The organism is Arthrobacter horti (assembly GCF_030731045.1).
Classification (GTDB): domain Bacteria; phylum Actinomycetota; class Actinomycetes; order Actinomycetales; family Micrococcaceae; genus Arthrobacter_E; species Arthrobacter_E nanjingensis.
In genome coordinates this window covers 123896-146102 of sequence record NZ_JAVALS010000003.1, presented here as the reverse complement: position 1 = coordinate 146102, position 22207 = coordinate 123896, and the positions used below count along the sequence as shown (strand labels likewise).

General features: G+C 67.3%; 26 protein-coding genes. 18 read left to right on the top strand and 8 right to left on the bottom strand.

What is annotated here, in order from left to right:
- Positions 1–114: 114 nt before the first annotated feature.
- From Q9R02_RS06730 to Q9R02_RS06705, 6 genes are all read left to right on the top strand, one after another.
- Complete coding sequence (locus tag Q9R02_RS06730; protein WP_305995895.1) at positions 115–3498, top strand: Ig-like domain-containing protein; 3384 nt, start codon at positions 115–117, stop codon at positions 3496–3498.
- Positions 3499–3731: 233 nt separating this feature from the next.
- On the top strand, positions 3732–4037 hold the full coding sequence (gene rpsF, locus Q9R02_RS06725; protein ID WP_305995894.1) for a 30S ribosomal protein S6: 306 nt from the start codon (positions 3732–3734) through the stop codon (positions 4035–4037).
- A 57-nt stretch (positions 4038–4094) separates the two neighbouring features.
- Complete coding sequence (locus tag Q9R02_RS06720; protein ID WP_305995893.1) at positions 4095–4697, top strand: single-stranded DNA-binding protein; 603 nt, start codon at positions 4095–4097, stop codon at positions 4695–4697.
- Positions 4698–4757: 60 nt separating this feature from the next.
- On the top strand, positions 4758–4997 hold the full coding sequence (rpsR, locus tag Q9R02_RS06715; protein WP_026820365.1) for a 30S ribosomal protein S18: 240 nt from the start codon (positions 4758–4760) through the stop codon (positions 4995–4997).
- A gap of 17 nt (positions 4998–5014) precedes the next feature.
- Positions 5015–5467 (top strand): 50S ribosomal protein L9, encoded by a 453-nt coding sequence (rplI, locus tag Q9R02_RS06710; protein WP_305995892.1) that lies wholly within the window; start codon positions 5015–5017, stop codon positions 5465–5467.
- A gap of 96 nt (positions 5468–5563) precedes the next feature.
- Entirely contained in the window at positions 5564–6220 is a 657-nt protein-coding gene (locus tag Q9R02_RS06705; RefSeq protein ID WP_305995891.1) for an HAD family hydrolase, read from the top strand.
- Here Q9R02_RS06705 and Q9R02_RS06700 read toward each other — a convergent pair.
- A complete protein-coding gene (locus Q9R02_RS06700; protein WP_305995890.1) occupies positions 6217–6642 on the bottom strand; it encodes a DUF1801 domain-containing protein in 426 nt (141 codons plus the stop codon). The two genes, Q9R02_RS06705 and Q9R02_RS06700, sit on opposite strands and share 4 nt — an antisense overlap.
- A gap of 111 nt (positions 6643–6753) precedes the next feature.
- On the opposite strand from Q9R02_RS06700, the gene Q9R02_RS06695 reads away from it, so the two are divergent.
- A complete protein-coding gene (locus Q9R02_RS06695; protein WP_305995889.1) occupies positions 6754–7383 on the top strand; it encodes an FMN reductase in 630 nt (209 codons plus the stop codon).
- Between the two features lie 36 nt (positions 7384–7419).
- Here the strand turns inward: Q9R02_RS06695 and Q9R02_RS06690 are convergent, their stop codons facing one another.
- Positions 7420–7974, bottom strand: coding sequence for a hypothetical protein (locus Q9R02_RS06690; RefSeq protein WP_305995888.1), 555 nt, complete (start codon positions 7972–7974; stop codon positions 7420–7422).
- Between the two features lie 192 nt (positions 7975–8166).
- Between Q9R02_RS06690 and Q9R02_RS06685 the strand changes: the two genes are divergently transcribed.
- From Q9R02_RS06685 to Q9R02_RS06660, 6 genes are all read left to right on the top strand, one after another.
- Entirely contained in the window at positions 8167–8406 is a 240-nt protein-coding gene (locus Q9R02_RS06685; RefSeq protein WP_305995887.1) for a hypothetical protein, read from the top strand.
- A 529-nt stretch (positions 8407–8935) separates the two neighbouring features.
- Complete coding sequence (gene dnaB, locus Q9R02_RS06680; protein ID WP_425279238.1) at positions 8936–10285, top strand: replicative DNA helicase; 1350 nt, start codon at positions 8936–8938, stop codon at positions 10283–10285.
- Positions 10285–11640: an MATE family efflux transporter gene (locus Q9R02_RS06675; protein WP_305995885.1), complete on the top strand. Its 1356-nt coding sequence runs from the start codon at positions 10285–10287 to the stop codon at positions 11638–11640. Before dnaB ends, Q9R02_RS06675 begins: the two co-directional genes overlap by 1 nt.
- A 71-nt stretch (positions 11641–11711) precedes the next feature.
- Positions 11712–12326 (top strand): hypothetical protein, encoded by a 615-nt coding sequence (locus Q9R02_RS06670; RefSeq protein WP_305995884.1) that lies wholly within the window; start codon positions 11712–11714, stop codon positions 12324–12326.
- A 103-nt stretch (positions 12327–12429) separates the two neighbouring features.
- Positions 12430–12753 (top strand): hypothetical protein, encoded by a 324-nt coding sequence (locus tag Q9R02_RS06665; protein WP_305995883.1) that lies wholly within the window; start codon positions 12430–12432, stop codon positions 12751–12753.
- Between the two features lie 107 nt (positions 12754–12860).
- Positions 12861–13835, top strand: a complete 975-nt coding sequence (locus Q9R02_RS06660; protein ID WP_305995882.1) for a cytochrome b/b6 domain-containing protein — start codon at positions 12861–12863, stop codon at positions 13833–13835.
- 76 nt (positions 13836–13911) lie between these two features.
- On the opposite strand, the gene Q9R02_RS06655 is transcribed toward Q9R02_RS06660, so the two are convergent.
- Entirely contained in the window at positions 13912–14451 is a 540-nt protein-coding gene (locus tag Q9R02_RS06655; protein ID WP_305995881.1) for a CGNR zinc finger domain-containing protein, read from the bottom strand.
- Between the two features lie 69 nt (positions 14452–14520).
- On the opposite strand from Q9R02_RS06655, the gene Q9R02_RS06650 reads away from it, so the two are divergent.
- Positions 14521–15546 carry an EamA family transporter gene (locus tag Q9R02_RS06650; protein ID WP_305995880.1) on the top strand — a complete coding sequence of 342 codons (1026 nt, stop codon included), beginning with the start codon at positions 14521–14523 and terminating at the stop codon, positions 15544–15546.
- 72 nt (positions 15547–15618) lie between these two features.
- Here Q9R02_RS06650 and Q9R02_RS06645 read toward each other — a convergent pair whose 3' ends face one another.
- Positions 15619–15861, bottom strand: a complete 243-nt coding sequence (locus Q9R02_RS06645) for a heavy-metal-associated domain-containing protein (RefSeq protein WP_305995879.1) — start codon at positions 15859–15861, stop codon at positions 15619–15621.
- 31 nt (positions 15862–15892) lie between these two features.
- On the bottom strand, positions 15893–16216 hold the full coding sequence (locus Q9R02_RS06640) for a metal-sensitive transcriptional regulator (protein WP_305995878.1): 324 nt from the start codon (positions 16214–16216) through the stop codon (positions 15893–15895).
- A gap of 287 nt (positions 16217–16503) precedes the next feature.
- Between Q9R02_RS06640 and Q9R02_RS06635 the strand changes: the two genes are divergently transcribed.
- Both Q9R02_RS06635 and Q9R02_RS06630 read left to right on the top strand, forming a co-directional pair.
- Positions 16504–17613 (top strand): WD40/YVTN/BNR-like repeat-containing protein, encoded by a 1110-nt coding sequence (locus Q9R02_RS06635; protein WP_305995877.1) that lies wholly within the window; start codon positions 16504–16506, stop codon positions 17611–17613.
- The gene (locus tag Q9R02_RS06630; protein WP_305995876.1) at positions 17614–17907 is read left to right on the top strand and encodes a MoaD/ThiS family protein; all 294 of its coding nucleotides are present in this window, start codon (positions 17614–17616) and stop codon (positions 17905–17907) included.
- 10 nt (positions 17908–17917) lie between these two features.
- Here the strand turns inward: Q9R02_RS06630 and Q9R02_RS06625 are convergent, their stop codons facing one another.
- Both Q9R02_RS06625 and purB read right to left on the bottom strand, forming a co-directional pair.
- Complete coding sequence (locus Q9R02_RS06625) at positions 17918–18136, bottom strand: hypothetical protein (RefSeq protein ID WP_305995875.1); 219 nt, start codon at positions 18134–18136, stop codon at positions 17918–17920.
- Positions 18137–18302: 166 nt separating this feature from the next.
- The gene (purB, locus tag Q9R02_RS06620) at positions 18303–19733 is read right to left on the bottom strand and encodes an adenylosuccinate lyase (protein ID WP_305995874.1); all 1431 of its coding nucleotides are present in this window, start codon (positions 19731–19733) and stop codon (positions 18303–18305) included.
- A gap of 162 nt (positions 19734–19895) precedes the next feature.
- Here purB and Q9R02_RS06615 point away from each other — a divergent pair, with 162 nt between their 5' ends.
- Positions 19896–20279 carry a hypothetical protein gene (locus Q9R02_RS06615; protein WP_305995873.1) on the top strand — a complete coding sequence of 128 codons (384 nt, stop codon included), beginning with the start codon at positions 19896–19898 and terminating at the stop codon, positions 20277–20279.
- A complete protein-coding gene (locus Q9R02_RS06610; RefSeq protein WP_305995872.1) occupies positions 20279–21742 on the top strand; it encodes a lipase family protein in 1464 nt (487 codons plus the stop codon). Before Q9R02_RS06615 ends, Q9R02_RS06610 begins: the two co-directional genes overlap by 1 nt.
- A gap of 1 nt (position 21743) precedes the next feature.
- Here Q9R02_RS06610 and Q9R02_RS06605 read toward each other — a convergent pair whose 3' ends face one another.
- Complete coding sequence (locus Q9R02_RS06605) at positions 21744–22178, bottom strand: phage holin family protein (RefSeq protein ID WP_305995871.1); 435 nt, start codon at positions 22176–22178, stop codon at positions 21744–21746.
- Positions 22179–22207 lie beyond the last annotated feature (29 nt).

Sequence of the window (22207 nt, the reverse complement as noted above, 5' to 3'; positions counted from 1 at the left end):
GTGGAAAAAACGGGTAGGGACTACGCGTGCGTCACAGGGGTCTTGGTTTGTACGCTCCAGCTATCACCGCCGCAGGCAGCAGGCCGTCGGTGGTGAGAGCAGGGGGATCTGCTCATGGAGACCAAGGGAATTCCACGGGTCGGCGGCTCGTCCGGCGCCCGGCTGAGGAGGGGGTACGCGCGTCGCAGTGCCGTCGCCGCGTTGCTGACCGTTGCCCTGGCCGGAGTTGCGCTGATGGCCGGGCCGGCGGTCTCGGCCGACGTCGTCACGGTCGACTCGGACACCATGCGGACGGGGTGGGACAGCTCCGAGAGCGCGCTGTCCCCGGCCGCGGTCGCCTCAACCGGCTTCGGCGCGCTGTTCTCCGCCGCCGTGGACGGTCAGGTGTACGCCCAGCCGCTCGTGGTGGGGAACACGGTGGTCGTGGCCACGGAGAACAACGCCGTCTACGGGCTCGATGCCGGGACGGGGGCGGTGCAGTGGACGCGGACCGTGGGCCCGGCGTGGCCTTCGGCCACGGTGAGCTGCGCCGATCTTGCGCCGAATGTGGGCATCACCGCCACTCCGGTCTTTGACCCTGCCACGAACAGTGTGTTCTTCACGGCGAAGACGAACGACGGCGCGAGCGCGCAGCTGCCGCACTGGTACATGCACTCGCTCGATGTCACCACCGGTGCCGAGCGCGCCGGGTTCCCGGTGCTGATCGGCGGCGCGCCGTCGAACGACCCCACGCATCCGTTCAATGCGATGACGGCCATGCAGCGGCCCGGTCTGCTGCTGATGGGCGGGGTGGTGTACGCCGGATTCGCAAGCCACTGCGATACCGCGCCGTTCGTCGGATACGTGGTCGGCGTCTCGACCGCCGGACGGCAGACGACCATGTGGGCCACTGAGACCGGCGTGAGCAACGCCGAGGGCGGCATCTGGCAGTCCGGGGGCGGGCTGGTGTCCGACGGCCCGGGACGGATCCTGTTCGCCACCGGCAACGGCATCGCCCCTCCGCCGGGGCCGGGGACTTCTCCGCCGTCCACACTGGCGGAGTCCGTGGTGCGGCTGCAGCTGGGAGCGGACGGCAATCTCACGGCACAGGACTTCTTCAGCCCCGCGGCCAATGTGAAACTCAACCAGAATGATGCGGATCTCGGTGCGGGCGGCCCGATGGCCGTGCCGGACGGTTACGGCACCACTGCACACCCCCATCTGCTGGTGCAGAGTGGGAAGGACGGTCACGTCTATCTGCTCGACCGGGACGCCCTGGGCGGCATGGCGCAGGGGCCGGGCGGGACGGACGCCGTCCTGGACACGGCCGGACCCTTCAACGGGGTGTGGGGAAGGCCCGCGTTTCTGGGGACGCCTCAGGGCGGGTATGTGTACCAGGTGGAGAACGCGGGATACTTGCGGGCGTTCGAGCTCACACCCACGAGCACGGGCGGGGTGAAGCTGTCCTCGGTGGGAACGTCCGGAGGAACGTTCGGGTTCAGTTCCGGGTCGCCGATCGTGACGTCTTCCGGCACGGACCCGTCCACGGCGCTCGTGTGGGTCGTCTACACCGACAACGTGACCGGTGCGAACGGGCAGCTGCGGGCGTACCGGGCGATCCCGGACGGCACGGGCACGCTGGAGCAGGTGTTCAGTGCTCCGATCGGCACTGCCGCGAAGTTCGTTTCGGTCGCCACGAATGCGGGCATGGTCTATGTGGGGACCCGGGACGGGCACGTCCTCGCCTTCGGCTCCCCGACGACGGCGGCGGTCGGGACGGCAAGTGGCGATCTGGGCCAGGTGGCGGTCGGGGCGAGCGGGACCACGACGCTGACCGTCACCGCGACCCGGGCAGTGACCGTCAACTCGATCACCTCGGCCGCCCCGTTCGGCATCGGCGCCTCAGCCACCTTCCCCCAGACGCTTGCCACCGGCGCGAGCCTGGCCGTCCCCGTGACCTTCTCCCCCACCGCGACCGGGGAATCGGACGGCACCTTGACGGTGAAGACCGCGGACGGCGAGACGGACCTGCTCGGCGTACACGGGACCGGCACGAAGGACGGCCTCGGTGCGACGCCGTCCGCCGTGACGTTCACAGCTGTTCCGACCGGCTCGGCCAGCAGCAAGACCGTGAACATCGTCAACACGGGCACGACGGCCGTGACGATCACCGGGGTCACGCTGCCGTCGGATCCGGCACTCGCGGTGGACCCGGCAACAGTCCCCTCGGTGGGGGCGACCATCCAGCCGCTCGCTTCGGTTCCCGTGTCGATCAGGTTCACGCCGACGGCGGCCGGGTCGCTCAGCGATGCCCTCACGGTGGGCAGCAGCCTCGGGGGAGTCACCGTGCCGATCACCGCGACGGCCATCTCCGGGGCGGCGCACCTGACGGTGCCCGCGTCCCTTGATTTCGGCAATGTGCCGGTCGGAGCGTCGTCGACGAGCTCGTTCCAGATCCAGAACACGGGCAACATCCCGATGACGATCACGAAGGCGAAGGCCCCGTTGGGCGTGTTCTCCACGACGACACCCGTCTCGGAGGGCCTGACCATCCCGCCCGGCGACTCGGTGTTCCAGAGCGTGACATTCGCCCCGACGGCGGTGGGCCAGGCCGGCTCCGCGACGAGTTACTACCTGATCACGGCCGACGACGGCTCCGGTGCCCAGGAGGTCATGCTCACCGGGTACGGGGTCAACGATCCCGTGGCCGCCTATGCTCAGAAGATCGGTGCCGGAACCGCGTCTTCACCGCTGGGTCAGGTCGTTTCGGCCGAATACGTGGTCGGACCAGGCACCTGCCAGGACTACACCAGGGGCATCATCTGCTGGTCTCCCACCACCGGGGCCCACGAAGTGAACGGGGCCATCTACACCCGCTACGCCGCCGCCGGCGGGCCCAGCGGCTTCCTCGGTTTCCCGGTCACGGATGAGCTCGCCACCCCGGACGGCATCGGCCGTTACAACCACTTCAACGGGACCGGCGGCTCGTCGATCTACTGGACCCGGACGACGGGCGCGCACTCGGTGCAGGGCGCCATCCGGGCCGCTTGGAGCGCAAGCGGCCGGGAACAGGGACCCTTGGGTTACCCCGTCACGGACGAGCTGGGCACGGCGGATGGGGTTGGGCGGTACAACCATTTCTCCAAGGCGGGGTCGATCTACTGGACCCCGGCGACGGGTGCGCATTCTGTACGAGGCGGGATCAGAGCCGAATGGGCGGCCTCCGGGTGGGAGAGCGGGCCGCTGGGCTACCCGACCACGGATGAGCTGGGCACCCCGGACGGTATCGGCCGTTACAACCATTTCTCCAAGGCGGCGTCGATCTACTGGACCCCGCGGACCGGGGCGCACTCGGTGCTCGGTGCGATCCGGGCCACGTGGGCCGCGATGGGGTGGGAGCGCAGCCGGCTCGGGTACCCCGCCTCGGATGAATTCTCCGTCCCGGTAGGGCGCAGGGAGAATTTCCAGAACGGCTCACTGACCTGGAATTCCACTACAGGGCGGGTTGCTGTCGGCTGAAGCCGGGGACCGCGTTGTCCACAAGGCGGGCGCGTGCCCTGGCGGGGCTTGAACCTCCCCGAATAGGCTTCAGGGCACGGATGGACTAACATTGTGAAGTCTGTGCTATGCCCAGCCCTCCCAACGGGGGCCGGCCAGTCCTTCCCGGAAGGACTGTTTGGCAGGCACATCGCAATGAACCTCCTGTTACGGAGAGACCGTAACCGTTCAGCCCAAAGGAGGTGGGTTCACATATGCGTCCTTACGAATTGATGGTGATCTTCGACCCCGAGGTCGAAGACCGCGCCGTTGAGCCGTCGCTGCAGAAGTTCCTCAATGTCATCACCACTGACGGTGGAACCGTCGACAAGGTGGACATCTGGGGCCGTCGCCGCCTGGCCTACGAAATCAAGAAGAAGGCTGAGGGTATCTACGCAGTGGTCAACTTCACGTCGACCCCGGCTACCGCTCAGGAACTGGATCGCCAGCTCGGTATCAACGAGACCGTGCTGCGTACCAAGATCATCCGTCCGGAAGACCAGAAGGTCTCCGCAGAGTAATTCTGCGGGACTTCACGGTCCTCCACATTTCTCACAGGACAACTCAGGAGGAAGCAGATGGCAGGCGAAACCCCAATCACCGTTATTGGTAATCTCACCAACGATCCCGAGCTGCGGTTCACGCCGTCCGGTTCGGCGGTGGCGAACTTCACCATCGCTTCCACCCCGCGGACCTTCGACCGCCAGAGCAACGAATGGAAGGACGGGGAGACCCTGTTCCTCCGTGCGTCCATCTGGCGTGAAGCCGCCGAGAACGTCGCGGAGTCCCTGACCAAGGGCATGCGCGTGATCGTCAGCGGCCGTCTGAAGAGCCGGTCCTATGAGACCAAGGAAGGCGAGAAGCGCACCGTCGTGGAGCTCGAGGTCGATGAGATCGGCCCGAGCCTCCGGTACGCCAACGCGAAGGTCAACCGCACCCAGCGCTCCGGCGGTCAGGGTGGCGGCGGCTGGAGCGGCGGTCAGTCCGGCAACGGCGGTGGCGGCGAGTCCTGGGGTAACGGCGGAGGCAACTCCGGTGGGAACCAGGGTGGCTGGAACAACGGCGGCAACAGCCGTCCCCAGCAGCAGCCGCGCCAGGCTCAGCAGCAGGACGATCCGTGGGCGACCCCGGGTGTGTCCGAGGGCTGGGGCAACGGTCCCGACTCCGAACCGCCTTTCTAAACACCAACATTCACCATCCCGTGGATCACTCCACGGGCTCCCAGGAAAAGGAGCTCCACGATGGCTAAGGCTGAAATCCGTAAGCCCAAACCAAAGTCCAACCCCTTGAAGGCCGCTGACATCACCGTCATCGACTACAAGGACGTCGCACTGCTGCGCAAGTTCATCTCTGACCGTGGCAAGATCCGTGCCCGCCGTGTCACCGGTGTTTCCGTTCAGGAACAGCGCAAGATCGCTCAGGCTATCAAGAACGCCCGCGAAGTTGCTCTGCTCCCTTACTCCGGCGCTGGCCGCGGCTAAGGAAGGGAATCACAACCATGGCAAAGCTCATCCTTACCCAGGAAGTGTCCGGTCTCGGCGCTGCTGGCGACGTGGTCGAGGTCAAGAACGGCTACGCCCGTAACTACCTCCTGCCCCGCGGCTTCGCTCTGACCTGGACTCGCGGTGGCGAGAAGCAGGTCGAGAGCATCAAGGCTGCTCGTGCTGCCCGTCAGCAGGCCAGCCTCGAGGCCGCTCAGGCCCAGGCTGCCCAGCTGTCCGCCAAGAAGGTCGTTCTGAAGGCGAAGGCCGGCGTCGCCGGTCGTCTCTTCGGCACCATCAAGCCGAGCGACGTCGTCGCCGCTGTCGAGGCCGCCGGCCTGGGCACCGTCGACAAGCGCGCCGTGCAGCTGCCGGTCCACATCAAGTCCACCGGTTCTTACACCGCGAACGTCCGTCTGCACGACGACGTCTCCGCTGTGGTGAACCTGGAGATCGTGGCTTCGAAGTAGTAGCAACGGACTTCGGAAGGCGCTCCACCCTCGGGTGGGGCGCCTTCCGCCGTTAACGCACCGCCCGGCCCAGGGCGATGTGGAACACTGGACGCCGTGACCTTCCCGAACCTGACCGCCGTCGACGTCGTGTGCTGGGACTGGAACGGGACGCTGCTGGATGACGTGGAGATCGCCCGGGCCGCGATGAACTCGGTCCTGTCCGAACGAGGGCTGCCGGTCCTTCAGGATCCGGTCTCCTACCGGAGGGCTTTCGGGTTCCCGATCCGCGACTTCTACGCGCGGCTCGGCATCGGAGAAGATGACTTCCGCCTGGCTGCCTCCCGGTACCTTGAGCTGTTCGCCGCGCAGGTCGGCGTCGCCGCCCTGCATGCGGAGGCGCGGAGCACCCTGTCCGCCGTCACCGCCCTGGGCGTCCAGCAGGTGCTCATCTCGGCCACGCTGGAACGCACGCTCGCCGAACAGATGGCCCCGCACGATCTGACCGACCACTTCGCGCAGGTCCTCGGCATCGCCGACGCCTACATGCCATCCAAAGCCGACGTGGTCCACGCCTGGCTGAAGGCATCCGGCCATGACCCTGGCCGAGTGCTGATGATCGGCGACACCAATCATGACGAGGAGATCGCGCAGGATCTCAACGTCCGCTTCCTCCGCTTCGCCGGCGGGCATCAGCAGCCCAGGGATGATGCGCAGGGTCCCATGGTGCACCGGCTCAGCGACGTCCTCCAGCACCTTCGCCGCCTCCCCTAAGGGCGGTGGAGCTCCGCCATGGTGTACGCGTACCCGCGCCGTGCGAGCTCGCCCAGGACGTCCAGGTCCACCTCGGACAGCTTGTTCACGTACAGGCACCCCACGCCTCTGCGGTGCTTGCCCAGAGCGGCCAGGAACTCCCCGGCATCGTCCGTGACCAGGAGGCCGTAGAGGGCGAAGGTCCCTTTGCGCGGCGAGAAGCCCAGCGCCGGGGCATCGCCCTGACGGCCGCTGTCGTAGCGGTAGTGGTAGCTGCCGAAGCCGATGATCCGGCCGGTCCACAGCACGGGCTCCTGGCCGGCGATGCCGGCGAACAGCTTCATCAGCAGGCGGGAGTCGTCGCGCTGGGCGGCTTTCTCCAGGGAGCCGAGCAGATCCTCCACCAGGAGGGCGCCCGGATCCGGGCCGGAGACGGGTTCCATAGTCCCATCCAAGCATCCAGGACGGTCCGGGAATAGATCTTCACTCTCCGCGTTAAGGAAAGTAAATGCAAATGCATGTACTATGGGAGAGTGGAACAGATGGAGTCAGTCATGAAGCCCCGTAAGATCATGGTTCTCTCGGCCGGCCTGGGAGTCCCCTCCTCCAGCCGCCTCCTGGCCGACCAGCTGGCCGTCGCCACCCAGACCTCGCTCACCGAGCTGGGGGTCGGTGCTGAGATCCACGTCGTCGAGCTGCGCGACTACGCGGTGGACATCGCCAACAACTTCGTCACCGGCTTCGCGGCTCCGCGCCTGGACGACCTCATCAAGGACGTCGAGACGGCGGACGCCATCATCGCCGTGAGCCCCGTTTTCAGCGCCAGCTTCAGCGGACTGTTCAAGTCCTTCTTCGACGTCATCGACCCGAAGGCCCTCGAGGGCACCCCGGTGCTGCTGGGCGCCACGGCCGGCACGGACCGGCACCAGATGGTCCTCGACTACGCCATGCGCCCGCTGTTCGGTTACCTCCGGGCGCGCGTGGTCCCCACCGCCGTCTTCGCCGGGCCGCAGGACTGGGGCTCCACCGACGACGGCCGCCAGGGCGGCATGCTCGCCTCCCGCGTCACGCGGGCCGGGCGGGAGCTGGCCGGCATCGTCGCCGAAGCCCCGGCGCGTGAGAAGGCCGACGACATGGTGTCGCTGCCCTTCGAGCAGCTCCTGGCCGGGATCACCGCGGCCTGAGGTTCCAGGCTCTGAATCCGGCGTCCCGCGCCGGATTCAGAGCAGTGCGATGAAGTCGCGCGCTTCATCGAGAGAGACCGTGGAGTGGCGCACCAGCAGGCGTGCGGCCTCCTCCTTCTCCCCGGCCTGGGCCAGGTCCCGGATGTGCCCGTAGATCTGGTCGTTGAGCATATTGCTGCTGACTTCCAGCGTGGTCTCGCCGCGGCTGGCGATCGCACGGTAGCGGTAGCCGAAGACCTCCGGCCGCTTGTCATCGGTGGGCTCCGGCACGGGGGCGGCCGGACGCGGCGCCTGATAGGGCTGGGGGTATTTGACCATGGCCAGCACGGTGTCCTTGGCGGCCCGCAGGCCGACGCCGGTGGCTTCGCGGTAGATCTTGATGGCCCCGATGAGCTGTTCCTGCGCGATGAGCGAATACAGTGCCCGGTGCTGCTCCGCGGTCAGCTTGCGGGAGGCTTCCCGGGCGAGTTCGCGGGGATCTTGCTGCGCGGCAGGCGCCTGCCTCTCCGCGCCGCGGAAGCGGCGTGCCGTGAACAGGACGATGACGACGACGGCGGCCAGGATGAGCAACGGGATCAGCAGCGGTTCCACAGGATCAAGCTTAAGCGGCGAGGGGATTGGTGCAGGGCGCGGCGGTGCCAGGAAGACTACCGGCAATGCGCGACGAGACTTTGGGCCTTCTGCACGAGCGTCTCGAGTCGGCTGCTTCCCAGCGTTACGCTGACCGTGTTTGTGGTGAGATTTGCTCTCGCCCGGCACTCGGACACTTGGGAGTCGATGGTCATGTCAGCTGAGATGTTCGCCCTGTACTTGCGCGATCTCGGAGATCTCGTCGTCCGGCAGGCGGTCGAGGCCAAGGAAGCGCGCCTCGCGGCTGACCCGGTCGATGAGCAGTATTCACTGGGACGATTATTCGCTTATCACGAAGTTGTGTCACTGATGCAACAGCAGGCGGATGCCTTCGGCCTCGACCGACGAGCGCTCGGTTTAGGGGATATCGACCCTGACCGAGATCTGCTCTGATCCGCATCTGGGTTGCCGAGATCGCTCGGATGCCATTGCCGCGTTGTTGGCAGGGCCGCGCGCAGAACGCAGGGCGGACTCCGCCCTGCGTTCTGCTGTGTGCTGCGTTTCCAGTGGCCACGCGCCTCGCGGCCTGTTATCCACAGAAGGTCCTATGGCCTGTGGATGAAAAAATCTGAGAAAAACTTCCCCTCCACACGATGTAGACAGAGTTATCGCAGGTCAGAGTGCAATTGGTGCGACTCCCTCCTCAACTTACCCACAAGTGGATCGGCGATTCGCACAAGTAATCCCCGGTCATCCACAAGTTATCCCCAGAGCTGGGGATAACTGGGCTTGGAGTCTGTGGAAAACCCGGCTAGCGTAGCTGGGTACCCCCAGATCCGCGGCCCGTCTCCGGGCCTGCCGCACCACGCCGTCATGGGCCTGAGAGCCGGCGAATTCCTGTCAGGGTCGGGGTGCAGAATCACATGACAGGACAGCAGTACGGTGAAAGAAGGCAATCGTGTCGGCAGCCCCCATCGAAGCCATGGACGGCCCGCGTCATGATGACGTAAGAACTCCCCCGCAGGACATCGCGGCGGAGCAGTCGGTGCTCGGCGCCATGATGCTCTCCAAGGACGCGATCTCCAGCGTCAGCGAGGTCATGCGGGGTGCGGACTTCTACCGCCCGGCGCACGAGGCCGTCTTCGACGCGATCCTGGACCTCGACTCCCGCGGCGAACCCGTGGACGCGGTCACCGTCTCTGACGAACTCACCAAGCGCGGCGAGATCAACCGCATCGGCGGCCCCGCCTACCTGCACGAACTGCTCCAGACCGTGCCCACGGCGGCCAACGCCAACTACTACGCGGACATCGTGGCCGAACGTGCCGTGCTGCGCCGCCTCATCACGGCCGGCACCAAGATCGTCCAGCTCGGCTACGGCCAGGACGGCGAAGTGGAGGACCTGGTCAACCAGGCCCAGGCCGAGGTGTACGCCGTGGCCGAGCGGACCACCACCGAGGACTACGTGGCGCTGAAAGACGTCATGGAGCCCACGCTGGATGAGATCGAGGCCGCCGGCACCCAGACCGGTGGCATTTCCGGGATCCCCAGCGGCTTCCGCGAGTTCGACGAACTCACCCACGGCCTGCACCCCGGCCAGATGATCGTCATCGCCGCCCGTCCCGCCGTCGGCAAGTCGACCTTCGCCCTGGACTTCGCGCGGTCCGCCGCGATCGCCAATCACCTCCCCACCGTCTTCTTCTCCCTGGAAATGGGCCGGAATGAGATCGCCATGCGTCTGATCTCCGCCGAGGCGGAGATCAATCTGCAGGACCTCCGCCGAGGCACCGTGAAGCAGGACCAGTGGGACAAGATCGCCAGCAGCATGGCCAGCATGAACGAGGCCCCCCTCTTCATCGACGACAGCCCCAACATGACCCTCATGGAGATCCGCGCCAAATGCCGGCGCCTCAAGCAGCAGCACGGTCTGAAAATGGTCATTCTCGACTACCTCCAGCTGATGACCAGCGGCAAGAAGGTCGAGTCGCGTCAGCAAGAGGTCTCCGAGTTCTCCCGTGCCCTCAAGCTGCTCGCCAAGGAGCTCCAGGTCCCCGTGATCGCCCTGTCCCAGCTGAACCGTGGTTCGGAACAGCGCACGGACAAGCGGCCCATGGTCTCCGACCTCCGTGAATCCGGCTCGATCGAGCAGGACGCGGACATGGTCATCCTGCTGCACCGTGAAGAGGTCTATGACAAGGAGACCCCGCGCGCAGGCGAGGCGGACATCCTCATCGCCAAGCACCGTAACGGTCCCACCAAGGACCTCGTGGTGGCCTTCCAGGGCCGGTACTCGCGCTTCAAGGACATGGCCGCAGAGCAAGAGGGCTTCTGATGTCCCGGGACGTCGGCACAGGGCAGGCCGCCACCGCTGAGCGGCACATCGGCCGCGAGATCCTTCGCCTGGCCATCCCGGCGTTCGGCGCCCTCATCGCCGAGCCGCTCTTCCTGCTTGCCGATTCGGCCATCCTGGGCCACCTCGGGGTCTCCGAACTGGCCGGCGCGGGCCTTGCGACGACTGTGCTGCAGACGGCCGTCGGCCTCATGGTGTTCCTGGCCTACTCGACCACTCCCGCCGTCGCGCGTCTGGTGGGTGCGGGAGACCCCGCGCGGGCCCTCGCGGCCGGCCGCGACGGCCTCTGGCTGGCCGGAGCCTTGGGCGTGGTGCTGGCTCTGGCGGGCGCCTGGGCGGCCCGTCCTCTGCTCACCGTCATGGGAGCGGGCGACGACGCCGTGCTGGGCTTCGCGGTCGAGTACCTGCTTTGGTCTCTCCCGGGGCTGGTGGCGATGCTGCTGGTGTTCGCCGGCACCGGTGTGCTGCGGGGCTTCCAGGACACCCGCACGCCTCTTGTGGTGGCGGGCGCCGGATTCGGGCTGAACATCATCCTGAACTGGGTCCTGGTCTACGGTGCGGGGATGTCCGTGGCCGGATCGGCTCTCGGCACCAGTATCGCCCAGTGGCTCATGGCCCTGGTCTACATCGTGATGGTCGCCCGGAGGGCCTCCCGCCTGGGCGTATCCATGCTCCCGCATCTTCCGGGTGTCCGGGCGCTGGCCCAGGTGGGGTCCTGGCTCATGCTCCGCACCGCGTCGATGCGTGGCGCCATTCTGGCCACGGTGTTCGTGGCCAGCGCCCAGGGCCCCGTCAATCTCGCCGCACATCAGCTGACCATGACCATGTTCAGTTTCCTCGCCTTCGCCCTGGACGCCCTGGCCATCGCCGCCCAGGCGCTCATCGGCAAGGAGCTCGGCGCGCAGCGCCTCACAAGAGTCCGTGAACTCACCCGGACCATGATGCGCTGGGGCCTCGGCTTCGGCGTGGTGACCGGTGTGCTGCTCGCCCTTGCCGCCCCCTGGGTGGGCTGGCTGTTCACGCCGGACACGCAGGTCCACCAGGCCCTCACCGCCGCGCTCTGGGTCCTGGCGCTCGGGCAGCCCGTGGCAGGCTTCGTCTTCGTGCTGGACGGCGTGCTGATCGGCGCCGGCGACGCCCGGTACCTGGCCTTGGCCGGTGTGGTGAACGTGGCGATCTACGCTCCCCTCCTGCTGGCGGTGTTCCTGACTCATACGGGTGGGCCGGGTGGGCTGTTCTGGCTCTGGGCCGCATTCGGTTTGGGGTATATGTCCGCAAGGGCATTGACGCTCGGGGTGCGGGCTCGAGGCGACCGTTGGATGGTGGCCGGGACCTGACCCTGCCGGCCTGACCCCGCGCACAGGCGCCCGATTGGGTCCGTGGGGTCCGCGGCTTTAAACTGGGCAGCGTGACCAAGGACCAGGAAAACCCCCAGCCCGCGCAGGACGCCGCCCCCCGGATCCCCGCTGAGACCGGGCGCCTCTGGCTTCCGCTGATGGTCCGGGCGCTCGTCTGCCTCGGCTTCGGTGCGCTCACCATCTTCTGGGGTCAGCCCAGCCTGGCCGTGTACCAGGGCGCCGTTCTCGCCTACCTGGTCCTGCTCGCGGCCGTCTTCGCCTGGGCCGCGCAGCTGGCGACGCCGGACTCCCGGCTCCCCCTCCGTGTCGCGGCGGGTGCGCAGCTGCTGGCCGCCGTCGTCGTTCTGCTGGTGAATCCGGTGACGGATTCCGGCGTCACCATGGCACTGTCCGCGGGGCTCGCCCTCGCCGGCGCCGTGGAGGTGGGCCTTTCGCTCAAGAGGCGCGGCTCCGAGGAGGCCCGAGTCCTGGGCCGGGACCGGCTGATCGCCGGCGTGATCGCGCTGGGCACGGCCCTGCTCCTGCCGTTCTTCATCTCCCTGGGGGCTCACGCGCTGCTCGGTGTGGCCGGCGGCGGCGCCGTCCTGACCGGCGTGCTGTGGGCTCTGGGGGCCCTCTCCCTGCGGCACGACGTCCGGGTACAGGCCGCCGCGGCGGAAGCGTAGACTTAATACGGTTCTACGACCGGTAGAACCACGCCGCCGGTGCGGCGCCGGGGCAGCCCAGAGGCTGCCAGGATCAGCACGACACGAGCTCAGGAGCGGACGCGTGGCCCAGAAACACCCGGAGGAACAGCGATCGGTGCGGTCGTCCATCAAGGGTCCCCTGATGTTCTCCGCGTTCTGGACCGTGCTCGCGTTCTTCGCCGTCCTGATCTTCGCCTCCGGTGGCAGCGCCAAGACCCCGCGTTTCGACCTGGCCTTCACCGGCGCGGGGATCGCCTTCATCGTCACGCTCGTCATGGCTGCCATGCTGTCCCTGACCCACAAGGACAACGCACCTCATCTGGGCGAGGGTTCCGGCGTGAACCGGTCCGCCGGCAAGCCGGACGCTTCTGAGAAGCCAGAAGACGAGGAACCCTCCTCTCACTAGGGAGAAGACCCTGGACTCGTTACACTGGCTGCACCGCGCTGCTGGCAAGTACGCAGCCCTGGACGGTGCCACATCCGGGCGCCGAGAACAGACGAGGTGTCCCGGCCATGTCCCGAGCCCCCCAGGCCCCCAAGGCGTCCCGCACACCCGGCGGTTCGCGAGGGAGTAAGCGATCAGGCGGCCTCGGCCTTCCCTCCCGGAAGACCCTGGTGACCGCGGGCGCAGTGATCGCCGGCGCCGTCGTACTCGTCCTGCTGGCCATCTGGTTCCGGTCCACGACCGCCGGCCAGGACTTCATCCGCACTTATCCCGGCCGCGCTGAACTGCCCGCCGGCACGGCTGACGGCCTGCCTCTCTGGCTGAACTGGCAGCACTTCCTCAATGCCTTCTTCCTGTTGCTGATCGTGCGCTCCGGCATCCAGGTGCGCACCGTACAGCGGCCCGCCGCATACTTCACGCGCAACAACAAGGGCTTCATCAAGACGAAGAACCCGCCCACCAAGATCTCCCTGGACCTCTGGTTCCACCTGTGCCTGGACGCCCTCTGGGTGCTCAACGGCGTGGTGTTCGCGGTCCTGCTGTTCGCCACCGGGCACTGGGTCCGGATCGTGCCGACCAGCTGGGACGCGATCCCCAACGCCGTGTCCGCGGGCATCCAGTACGCCTCGCTGAACTGGCCCACGGAGAACGGCTGGGCCAACTACAACGCGCTGCAGATGCTGACGTACTTCGTGACCGTCTTCATCGCCGCCCCACTGGCGTTCCTGACCGGCCTCCGGATGTCCGGCGCCTGGCCCAAGAAGGCGGCCGTCAACAAGGTCTACCCGCTGGAGCTGGCCCGGAGGATCCACTTCCCCGTCATGATCTACTTCGTGGCCTTCGTGGCGGTGCACGTGTTCCTGGTGCTGGCCACCGGTGCGTTGCGGAACCTCAACCACATGTACGGCAACCACGACGGCGGCGACTGGCTGGGCTTCTGGCTCTTCGTGGTCTCGCTGGTGGTCATGGCGGGTGCCTGGCTGCTCGCCCGCCCGGTCTTCCTGCGCCCCATCGCCTCCCTGATGGGCAAGGTCGGACGCTGATTTCCCAACTGGTCGGGAGCAACTGTCGTTCAGAGTGCCTGGAAGCGACACATGGTCCCGACCAGTTGGTCCGCGTTCAGCCCCGTTGCCGCGCCCGGTAGGCGGCCACGTGCGTGCGGTTGGCGCAATTGCCCGTGTCGCAGAAGCGCTTGGAGCGGTTCCGGCTCAGATCCAGCACGACGGCGTCGCAGTCGTCCGCGGCGCAGACCAGCAACCGCGAGAGCTCCTGTGAGCGGATCACGTCGAGGATGGCCATGGCGGCCTCCGCGCCCATACGGTCGGCCAGGGGAGCCGCGTGGGTGGTGCCGTGCAGGTGCCAGTCCAGGCCGTCATGCTTCATGAGCTGCGGCAGGGCATGGACGTCCCGGAGGATGCCGTTCACCAGCTCCGCGGCCTCGTCCGCCTCGGATGTCCACAGCGTGCGCAAGGTGCCGCGCAGCCGGTGGATCGACTCCAGCTCGGCGCCCTCATGGGTCCGTGAACCGTAGAACCCCTCCCGGGCCAGGAACTGAGTCAGTTCCGCGTCGTCGTCCAGCAGCTCCGCGCCGTTCGCACCCGAGTTGATGAGATTGACGGCCGTGCGCAGCGCCGACTCGGTGTCAGGGGTGAAGATCACGTTGACTCCTTACATCGCCTCCCGCTACTGTCATGAGTAAAGCACGTTTCACTCCTGACAGGAACTCTGATGTCCCGCACCACCTCTGTGCCCCGGAAGGCGCCTTCGGCATTCGTCGGGGTCCCTGTGGCACTGCTCTCTTCGGCCGTGTTCGGGACGTCGGGGGCCTTCGGCAAGTCGCTCCTGGAGATCGGCTGGTCCCCCGGCTCAGTGGTGGCCATGCGCCTGAGCGGTGCGGCCCTGATCCTCCTGGTGCCCGCCCTCGTGACGCTGCGCGGCAAGTGGCACCAGGTCCGGGACAACTGGCTGACCATCGTGCTGTTCGGCCTCTTCGGGGTGGCCGCGTGCCAGCTCTTCTACTTCAACGCCGTCCAGACCCTCTCCGTCGGCGTGGCGCTCCTGCTCGAGTACCTGGCGCCCGTGATGATCGTGCTCTGGCTCTGGCTGGTCAAGCGCCACGCCCCGCGCCGGCTGACCATCACCGGCACCGGTGTGGCCGTCGCAGGACTTCTTCTGGTGCTGGATCTGGGCGGGGCGCGCGTCGATCCCGTGGGCGTCCTCTGGGGTGTCGCCGCGGCGGTGTGCCTGGTGGCGTACTTCTTCATCACGGCACGGCAGAACGACCAGCTGCCGCCCCTGGTCCTCGCCTCCGGCGGCATGCTCGTGGGCACGGCCGCCCTCTGGGCCGTGGTCTTCAGTGGCGTCATGCCTCCGCGATTCGTTTTCACCGAGGCGCACCTGGGCGGCGTGGCGGTGCCGTGGTGGGTCTCCCTGGCCGGCCTGGTGGTTCTGTCCACCGTCATCTCCTACGTCACCGGCATCTACGCGGCCCGCGCGCTCGGTTCCAAGGTGGCGTCCTTCGTCTCCCTGACCGAGGTGCTGTTCGCCGTGCTGTGGGCCTGGCTGATGCTCGGAGAGCTGCCCGCGCCGATTCAGATCGCCGGCGGCGCACTCATCGTGGTGGGCGTCCTGCTGGTCCGCGTGGACGAGCTGAAGGATCCGGACTTCGCGGACGAATCCGCCATGGTGGCCGAGGCCGTGCCGGTGGAGCATTCCTCCGCGTGTGCGGCGGCGGATCAGCGCGCGGGCGTCTGACGGACTGGACGACGACGGCGGCCGGCTTCCCTGCGGGGAGGCCGACCGCCGTCGTCGTTCAGAAAAGGCGGCTCAGGCGCGCTCGGCGACCACCACGTAGCCCGCCTCGGCGATGGCCTCGCCGATGTCCTCCGGCGACAACTCATGGCGGGAGGAGATGGTGACGGTGGAGATCCCTCCGGCGTTGAGGTCCACCTCCACCTTCTCGACGCCGGCCACGGACTCCAGTTCCTCGGTGACGGAGGAGATGCAGTGGCCGCACGTCATGCCGGAGACGGGGACCTGGGTGGTGATCAGGGGTGTGGGGGTGTTCATGGCTGCTCCTTCGGTTGGGGTGGTGTCCGGCTCAGCGCAGCAGGCGGCCGATGGCGTCCGTGGCTTCCTTGACCTTGGCGTCGATGTGGTCCCGACGGCCCTCGCCGTCCACCTCTTCCGCGGCGCCGACCACGCAGTGCCCCAGATGCTCCTCCACCAGGCCGAGGCTGACGGCGTGCAAGGCTTTGTTGACGGCGGCGATCTGGGTGAGGATGTCGATGCAGTACTTGTCCTCGTCGACCATGCGGGCGATGCCGCGGACCTGGCCCTCGATGCGCTTCAGGCGGCGCTGGTACGCCTCCTTGTTGGCCGAGTAGCCATGCTGGGCGTGGTCGTGGACCGGGGTCTCGCTCATGCCTTGAGACTATACCCCCTAGGGGTATGTGGCAAGGGGTCGGGAATTGGAAAGCCCCGGAGCGCGTCATTGGGGGATACGCGCTCCGGGGCAGCTATGGGGGCGACTTCTTCGTCGCTTGATCGAGTTTATAAGCTCGCGACCTGTTTTTGCCAGTTATGGAAAAAATAAATGGTGATGATTTTCGTGACACCGAAATCGTGACCGCGAAGTGCGCAGATGCGGTGAATTTTGCTCGATTTTTCCGCACCATTGCGAGGCTGGTGACCCGGTGCTTGCATGGAACCATGTCAATGGAGACGCAGTACCTGGTGGCGATCGGTACGAAGAAGGGTCTGTGGCTGGCCAGAAGCCAGGACAGACGTGAATGGACTCTCGACGGGCCGCACTTCCTGATGACGGAGATCCCCAGTATCGGGATCGACTCCAGGAACGGCACCCGCATCATGGTGGGCATCCGCTCGGAGCACTGGGGGCCCACGGTGGCCCACTCGGACGACCTGGGTGCGAGCTGGACCGAACCGGAAGGCGGCGGCATCGCCTTCGGCGAGGACGACGGCGCCGCCGTGGAGCGCATCTGGCAGCTCCAGCCCGACCGCGCCGGCCGGCCCGGCGTCGTCTGGGCGGGCGTGGAACCCATCTCCCTCTGGCGCTCCGACGACGGCGGGGAGCACTTCACGCTCAACCGCGCGCTCTGGGAGCACCCGCACAAGCCGGAGTGGGGCGAAGGGGCCGGCGGCGGCGCCGTTCACTCGATCGTCCCCGGGCGCGAGGACGGAACCGTGCACGTGGCCATGAGCACCGGCGGCGTGTACCGGACCCTCGACGGCGGGGCGAGCTGGGAGGCCCGCAGCAAGGGCATCACGGCGTCCTTCATGCCGGATCCGCTCCCGGAGTTCGGGCAGTGCGTGCACAAGATCGCCGGCGACGCCGACGTGCCGGGCCGGCTCTACGCTCAGAACCACGGCGGAGTGTTCCGCACGGACGACAACGGCGACAGCTGGCGGGCCATCGAGAACGGCCTGCCGGCCAACTTCGGCTTCGTGATGCTCAGCCACCCGCGGACCTCCGGAACGGCATGGGTGATCCCCTTGCGGGCCGATGTGGAGCGCATCCCGGTGGACGGTCATCTGGCCGTCGGGCGGACACGGGACGGCGGGGACCACTGGGAGATGTTCGATTCGGGCCTCCCGGAGCACGACTACAACTCGATCCTGCGCGACGCGGCCGGCCTGGACACCGCCGAGCCGGTGGGGGTCTACTTCGGGACCCGCGGAGGAAGTGTGTACGCCAGTGCGGACGAGGGTGCGACGTTCCAGGAGATCGCCTCACACCTGCCGGACGTGCTGTGTGTCCGCGCGGCCGCGATCCAGCCGACCGCCGGCACGGAGGGCTGAATGCCCGTCGTCTCCGTCGTCGTCCCGAGCGTGCTGAGACCTCTGGTCCAGGACGCCGGCTCCGTGCGGGTGGAGCTGCCGGGGCAGGGGACGGTCACCGTGGGGCAGGTGCTGGGTTCGCTCGCGGGCAGCCATCCCCTGCTGGGGCGGCGTCTGCGGGACGAGACCGGTGCGCTCCGCCGGCACGTGAACGTCTACCTGGGCCCCGATGAGGTCCGGCGTCTTCAGGGGCTGGACACGCCTGTCCCGGACGGCGCCGAACTGCTCATCATCCAGTCGGTGGCGGGCGGCTGAGCCGTCCCGTTCAGGCGAGACGCCACAGCTGGTAGTCCTGGGAGTCCAGAACGCGACGCTGGCCTGTCTCAGCGTCCCGGATCCACACGACGCCCAGTCCCGGCGCGATGTCCTGCACTCGTCCGCGGCGGACGAAGGTGGTGCGGGGCTGGAGGTGGAAGCGTTCAGCTTCCACCTCATCGCCCCGGCGCAGCTGGTGGAGTGAACTGATCAGGGTTCGTGTGGTCATGTCTCTCGCCTCCAGGGAATCGATTCTCGGTGATTCCAGTCAAGCGCTGAGGTGTTGCCGGGGCGTTTCCGCGGTGTAAGACCTGGATGAGAAGACGACGACGCCCCGGGAACGGCCGTCTCACGGCGTTCCCGGGGCGTCGGGTCAGGCTGCGTCGGGCGGCCGTTTACTTCAGGTAGTCGACCAGCGAGGCGGCCACGCCCGTGTAGCTGCCCGGGGTCAGCGCCAGCAGTCGGGCCTGTGCGTCGGCGGAGAGGCCGAGGCCGGAGACGAATTCCTTCATGCGCTCGGCGTCCACGCGGTGGCCGCGAGTGAGGTCCTTCAGACGCTCGTAGGGGTTCTCCATGCCCGGGACGCCGGCGATGGCCTCGGCGCGCATGACGGTCTGGATGGCCTCACCCAGGACCTCCCAGTTCTGGTCGAGGTCTGCGGCGAGGACGTTCTCGGAGACCTTCAGCTGGCCCAGCCCCTTGACCACATTGGAGATGGCCAGCAGGGAGTGGCCGAAGGCGATGCCGATGTTGCGCTGCGAGGAGGAGTCCGTGAGGTCGCGCTGCCAGCGGGAGGTGACCAGGGTGGAGCCCAGGACGTCCAGCAGGCCGGAGGAGATCTCCAGGTTGGCCTCGGCGTTCTCGAAGCGGATCGGGTTGACCTTGTGCGGCATGGTGGAGGAACCGGTGGCACCGGCCACGGGGATCTGGGCGAAGTAGCCGATGGAGATGTAGCTCCACACGTCGGTGCAGAAGTTGTGCAGGATGCGGTTGAAGCGGGCGACGTCGGCGTACAGCTCGGCCTGCCAGTCGTGGCTCTCGATCTGGGTGGTGAGCGGGTTCCAGCTCAGGCCGAGTCCTTCGACGAAGGACTTGGAGACCTCGGTCCAGTCGGCGGCGGGGACGGCGGAGACGTGAGCGGCGAAGGTGCCGGTGGCGCCGTTGATCTTGCCGAGGTACTCGGTGCGGGCCACGCGGTCCAGCTGGCGGGTCAGGCGGTGGGCCACGACGGCGAGCTCCTTGCCGAGCGTGGTGGGCGTGGCCGGCTGGCCGTGGGTGCGGGAGAGCATGGGGACGTCGCGGTTCTCCGTGGCCATGGCGGAGATCTTCTCCACCAGTGCACGTGCGGCCGGAAGCCAGACGTCCTCCACGGCGCCCTTGATGCCCAGGGCATAGGAGAGGTTGTTGATGTCCTCGGAAGTGCAGGCGAAGTGCACCATGGGGGTCAACGCCTCGATGCCGATGGCCGGCAGGCGGCGGCCGATGTAGTACTCCACGGCCTTCACATCGTGGACCGTCACGGCCTCGATCTCGGCCAGCTCGGCGACGGAGGCGGCGTTGAACTCGGTGACGACGGCGCGCAGCTGCTCCTGCTGTTCCGTGCTCAGCGGGGCGGAGCCGGGGAGGACGGAGTTGGAGGTGAGGTGGATGAGCCACTCCACCTCGACGGCGACGCGGTCACGGTTGAGCGCGGCCTCGGAGAGGTAATCCACCAGGGACGCCACAGCGGCGCGGTATCGGCCGTCCAGGGGACCTAGGGCGATCTGGCCCTCGCCTGCAGCCAGGGAGAGACGTCCGGACGGGATGCGCGCAGTGGTTTCAGCCATGGCCCCATTCTTTCACGGGCGCGGTGACGCTCTCATCCCGGCGAAGCCATGTGGACGGAGCGTGACAGCGCCCGTCCACATGGGCGATCCGGGGCCTCGCCCCGGTGGTGCCGGTTCTTAGCCTGGAAGCCTGAACACCCGCTCGAGAACAAGGAGCCCACCATGGCGATCACCGGCCCATTCGCACCGTTGCCCCTGGACGACGCGGCGCCCGCCGGCGACGGATACCGGGTCCTGGCGGGGTACCTCGTGGCTCAACGGCAGGAGCTTGCTGACGTCCTGGCAGTACTGCGCGTCTCTGAGGCTCCCTCGTGGCGATCACAGGCGGGAACCGAGTTCCGCCGTGTGGTGGGTGAGCGGCGGCAGGAGATCCTGAGGGCTTTCGATCTGATGGATGAGGCCGTGGTTGCGGCAAGCCTCTACGCGCGGAAGTTCGACGAGGACGCCCAACGCAAGGCAGCCCAAGAGGTCGCCTGGCAGAAGTGGCGGATGGAACACCCCGCCGACATGGAGCGGGCCGATCTGTCCCAGTACGCGGGTCTGTGATGGCGGACCACGAGGGCGCGTGGATCAACGATTCCTACACTCTCATCAATGTCGACCTGGACGAGCTGAGGAGTGCCGGACTGAGGCTCGGGTCGATCGCGGACCGGCTGAGTGGGATCCGCATGGGGATCATCAATCACGCGGCATCGGCGCGGGATTCCGCCCCGATGGACTGGGGGGCCGGCGGCACACGCCTTCACCAGCTGTACGCCGGGTGCGATGCCCTCCTGCAGGCGGTGAGCGGCTTGCAGGCCCTTTCCGAACACGTTGCGACGACGGTGGCCTCCTACGCTGATCGTGAAGGAAAGGCCCAAGGGGCCTTCGATGGTCTGGGAGCAGGTCTGAACACCGTCCTGCCAGCCCTCTCGAGCCCTCTGAGCTTTCTCCTGATAGGCGGTCCAGCGCTGCAGGCCGGGCTCGAGATGCGGATGAAACTGACAGGGCAGAAGGACCCGGTCAAGGCGCTGACCCAGGTGCTCGCGGAGCAGTTCGGGGGAGAAAAGGTCGCCAGGGAGCTGGAGGGAAGGATGTCCGTGGTGGCCCGGCACTCCACGGTCGCGCCGGGCGTACCCGGCAAGGGTGACCTCCTCGGTGGCACCCTCCGCACCGTCCAGACCTCCTATGGGACTGCGGAGCCGCTCAGAGACGGAACACCGTTCCAGGGGAAACAGAATCAGATTCCGGAATCGTCCGTGATCGTGGACAAGGCGCTCCGCAAGGATGGGAGCTGGGCCGTATTGGTCAGTGTCCCGGGGGTGCAGAACACGGGCCAGAAGTCAGCCCGGACCACCAACGATCTGTACGCGGCTGTCATGACCGCCAATCAGGAGAACAACCCGGGAAAGTACCTGACACAGTCTCAGGTGACGGTCATGAAGGCGTTGGAGGCGGAGAAGATCGGCAAGAAGGACCAGATGGTCATCACCGGCCACAGCCTGGGCGGCATGAACGCTGTCGCCCTTGCCACGGACAAGGACTTCAGGGAGAAATACACGGTCCGCGCCGTGACGACCGCGGGCAGCCCCGTTGGGAATTCGGTGGGCCGGATCCCCGCGGATACGAGTGTTCTCGCCATGGAGAACGATCAAGATCCGGTGCCGGCTCTTGATCACGCCGTGAATCCTGGCAGAGACCACGTGACGACGGCGACGATGGAGGTCGCGTCCTCGGGCGGACCGCTGGGTCCGCACCAGATCGCGAGCTACATTCCGACCGGGGAGGCGCTGGACGCGAGCGGCGATCCGGCCATCGAACGGCACCTCAGCACCTTGGAGGACGTCTTCGGAGAAGACCAGCTGGCGCGGGATCCTGAGGGCAGGATCATCACCTCCCGTGCGGTCTACACCGGCACGGTGATGGAGGACCCCTGCAAGGTCGCTCCACCGGTGGCCTCACCGGACGTGATCCAGAACAGTGCCGAGTCCTTCTCTCGGGGGAAGCCCAGAGTCGCCCCGGTGAGGTGACTCAGCGCTCGTCGCGGTCCTGCCGCACCAGAGGCTCGGCCAGCATGGACACGATGCTGACGATGAGGGCGGCCAGGATCGCCGTCCAGAAGAAGCTGTCGATGCCCAGGTGCACGGGCGTGAATCCGGAAATCCAGGAGGTCAGGTAGAGCATTCCGCCATTGATCACCAGGGTGAAGAGACCGAGCGTCAGGATGGTGACCGGAATGGACAGGACCTTCACCACCGGGCGCACCCACGCGTTCACCGCCGCGAAGATCAGGCCGATGAACAAGTACGCCAGCACGGTGCCCAGCGCATCCGCCGGTGCGGGCGGCACCGCCCCGGGAATGAGGCCTTTCGTGGCGCCCGTGGACAGGGTGAGCCCGGGCAGGAGCCAGGTGCCCACCCAGAGGGCGAAGCCGTTGACGACGACGCGGATCAGGAACCTTCCCATGGCTCCATGCTGACACACCGCCCTGAGAA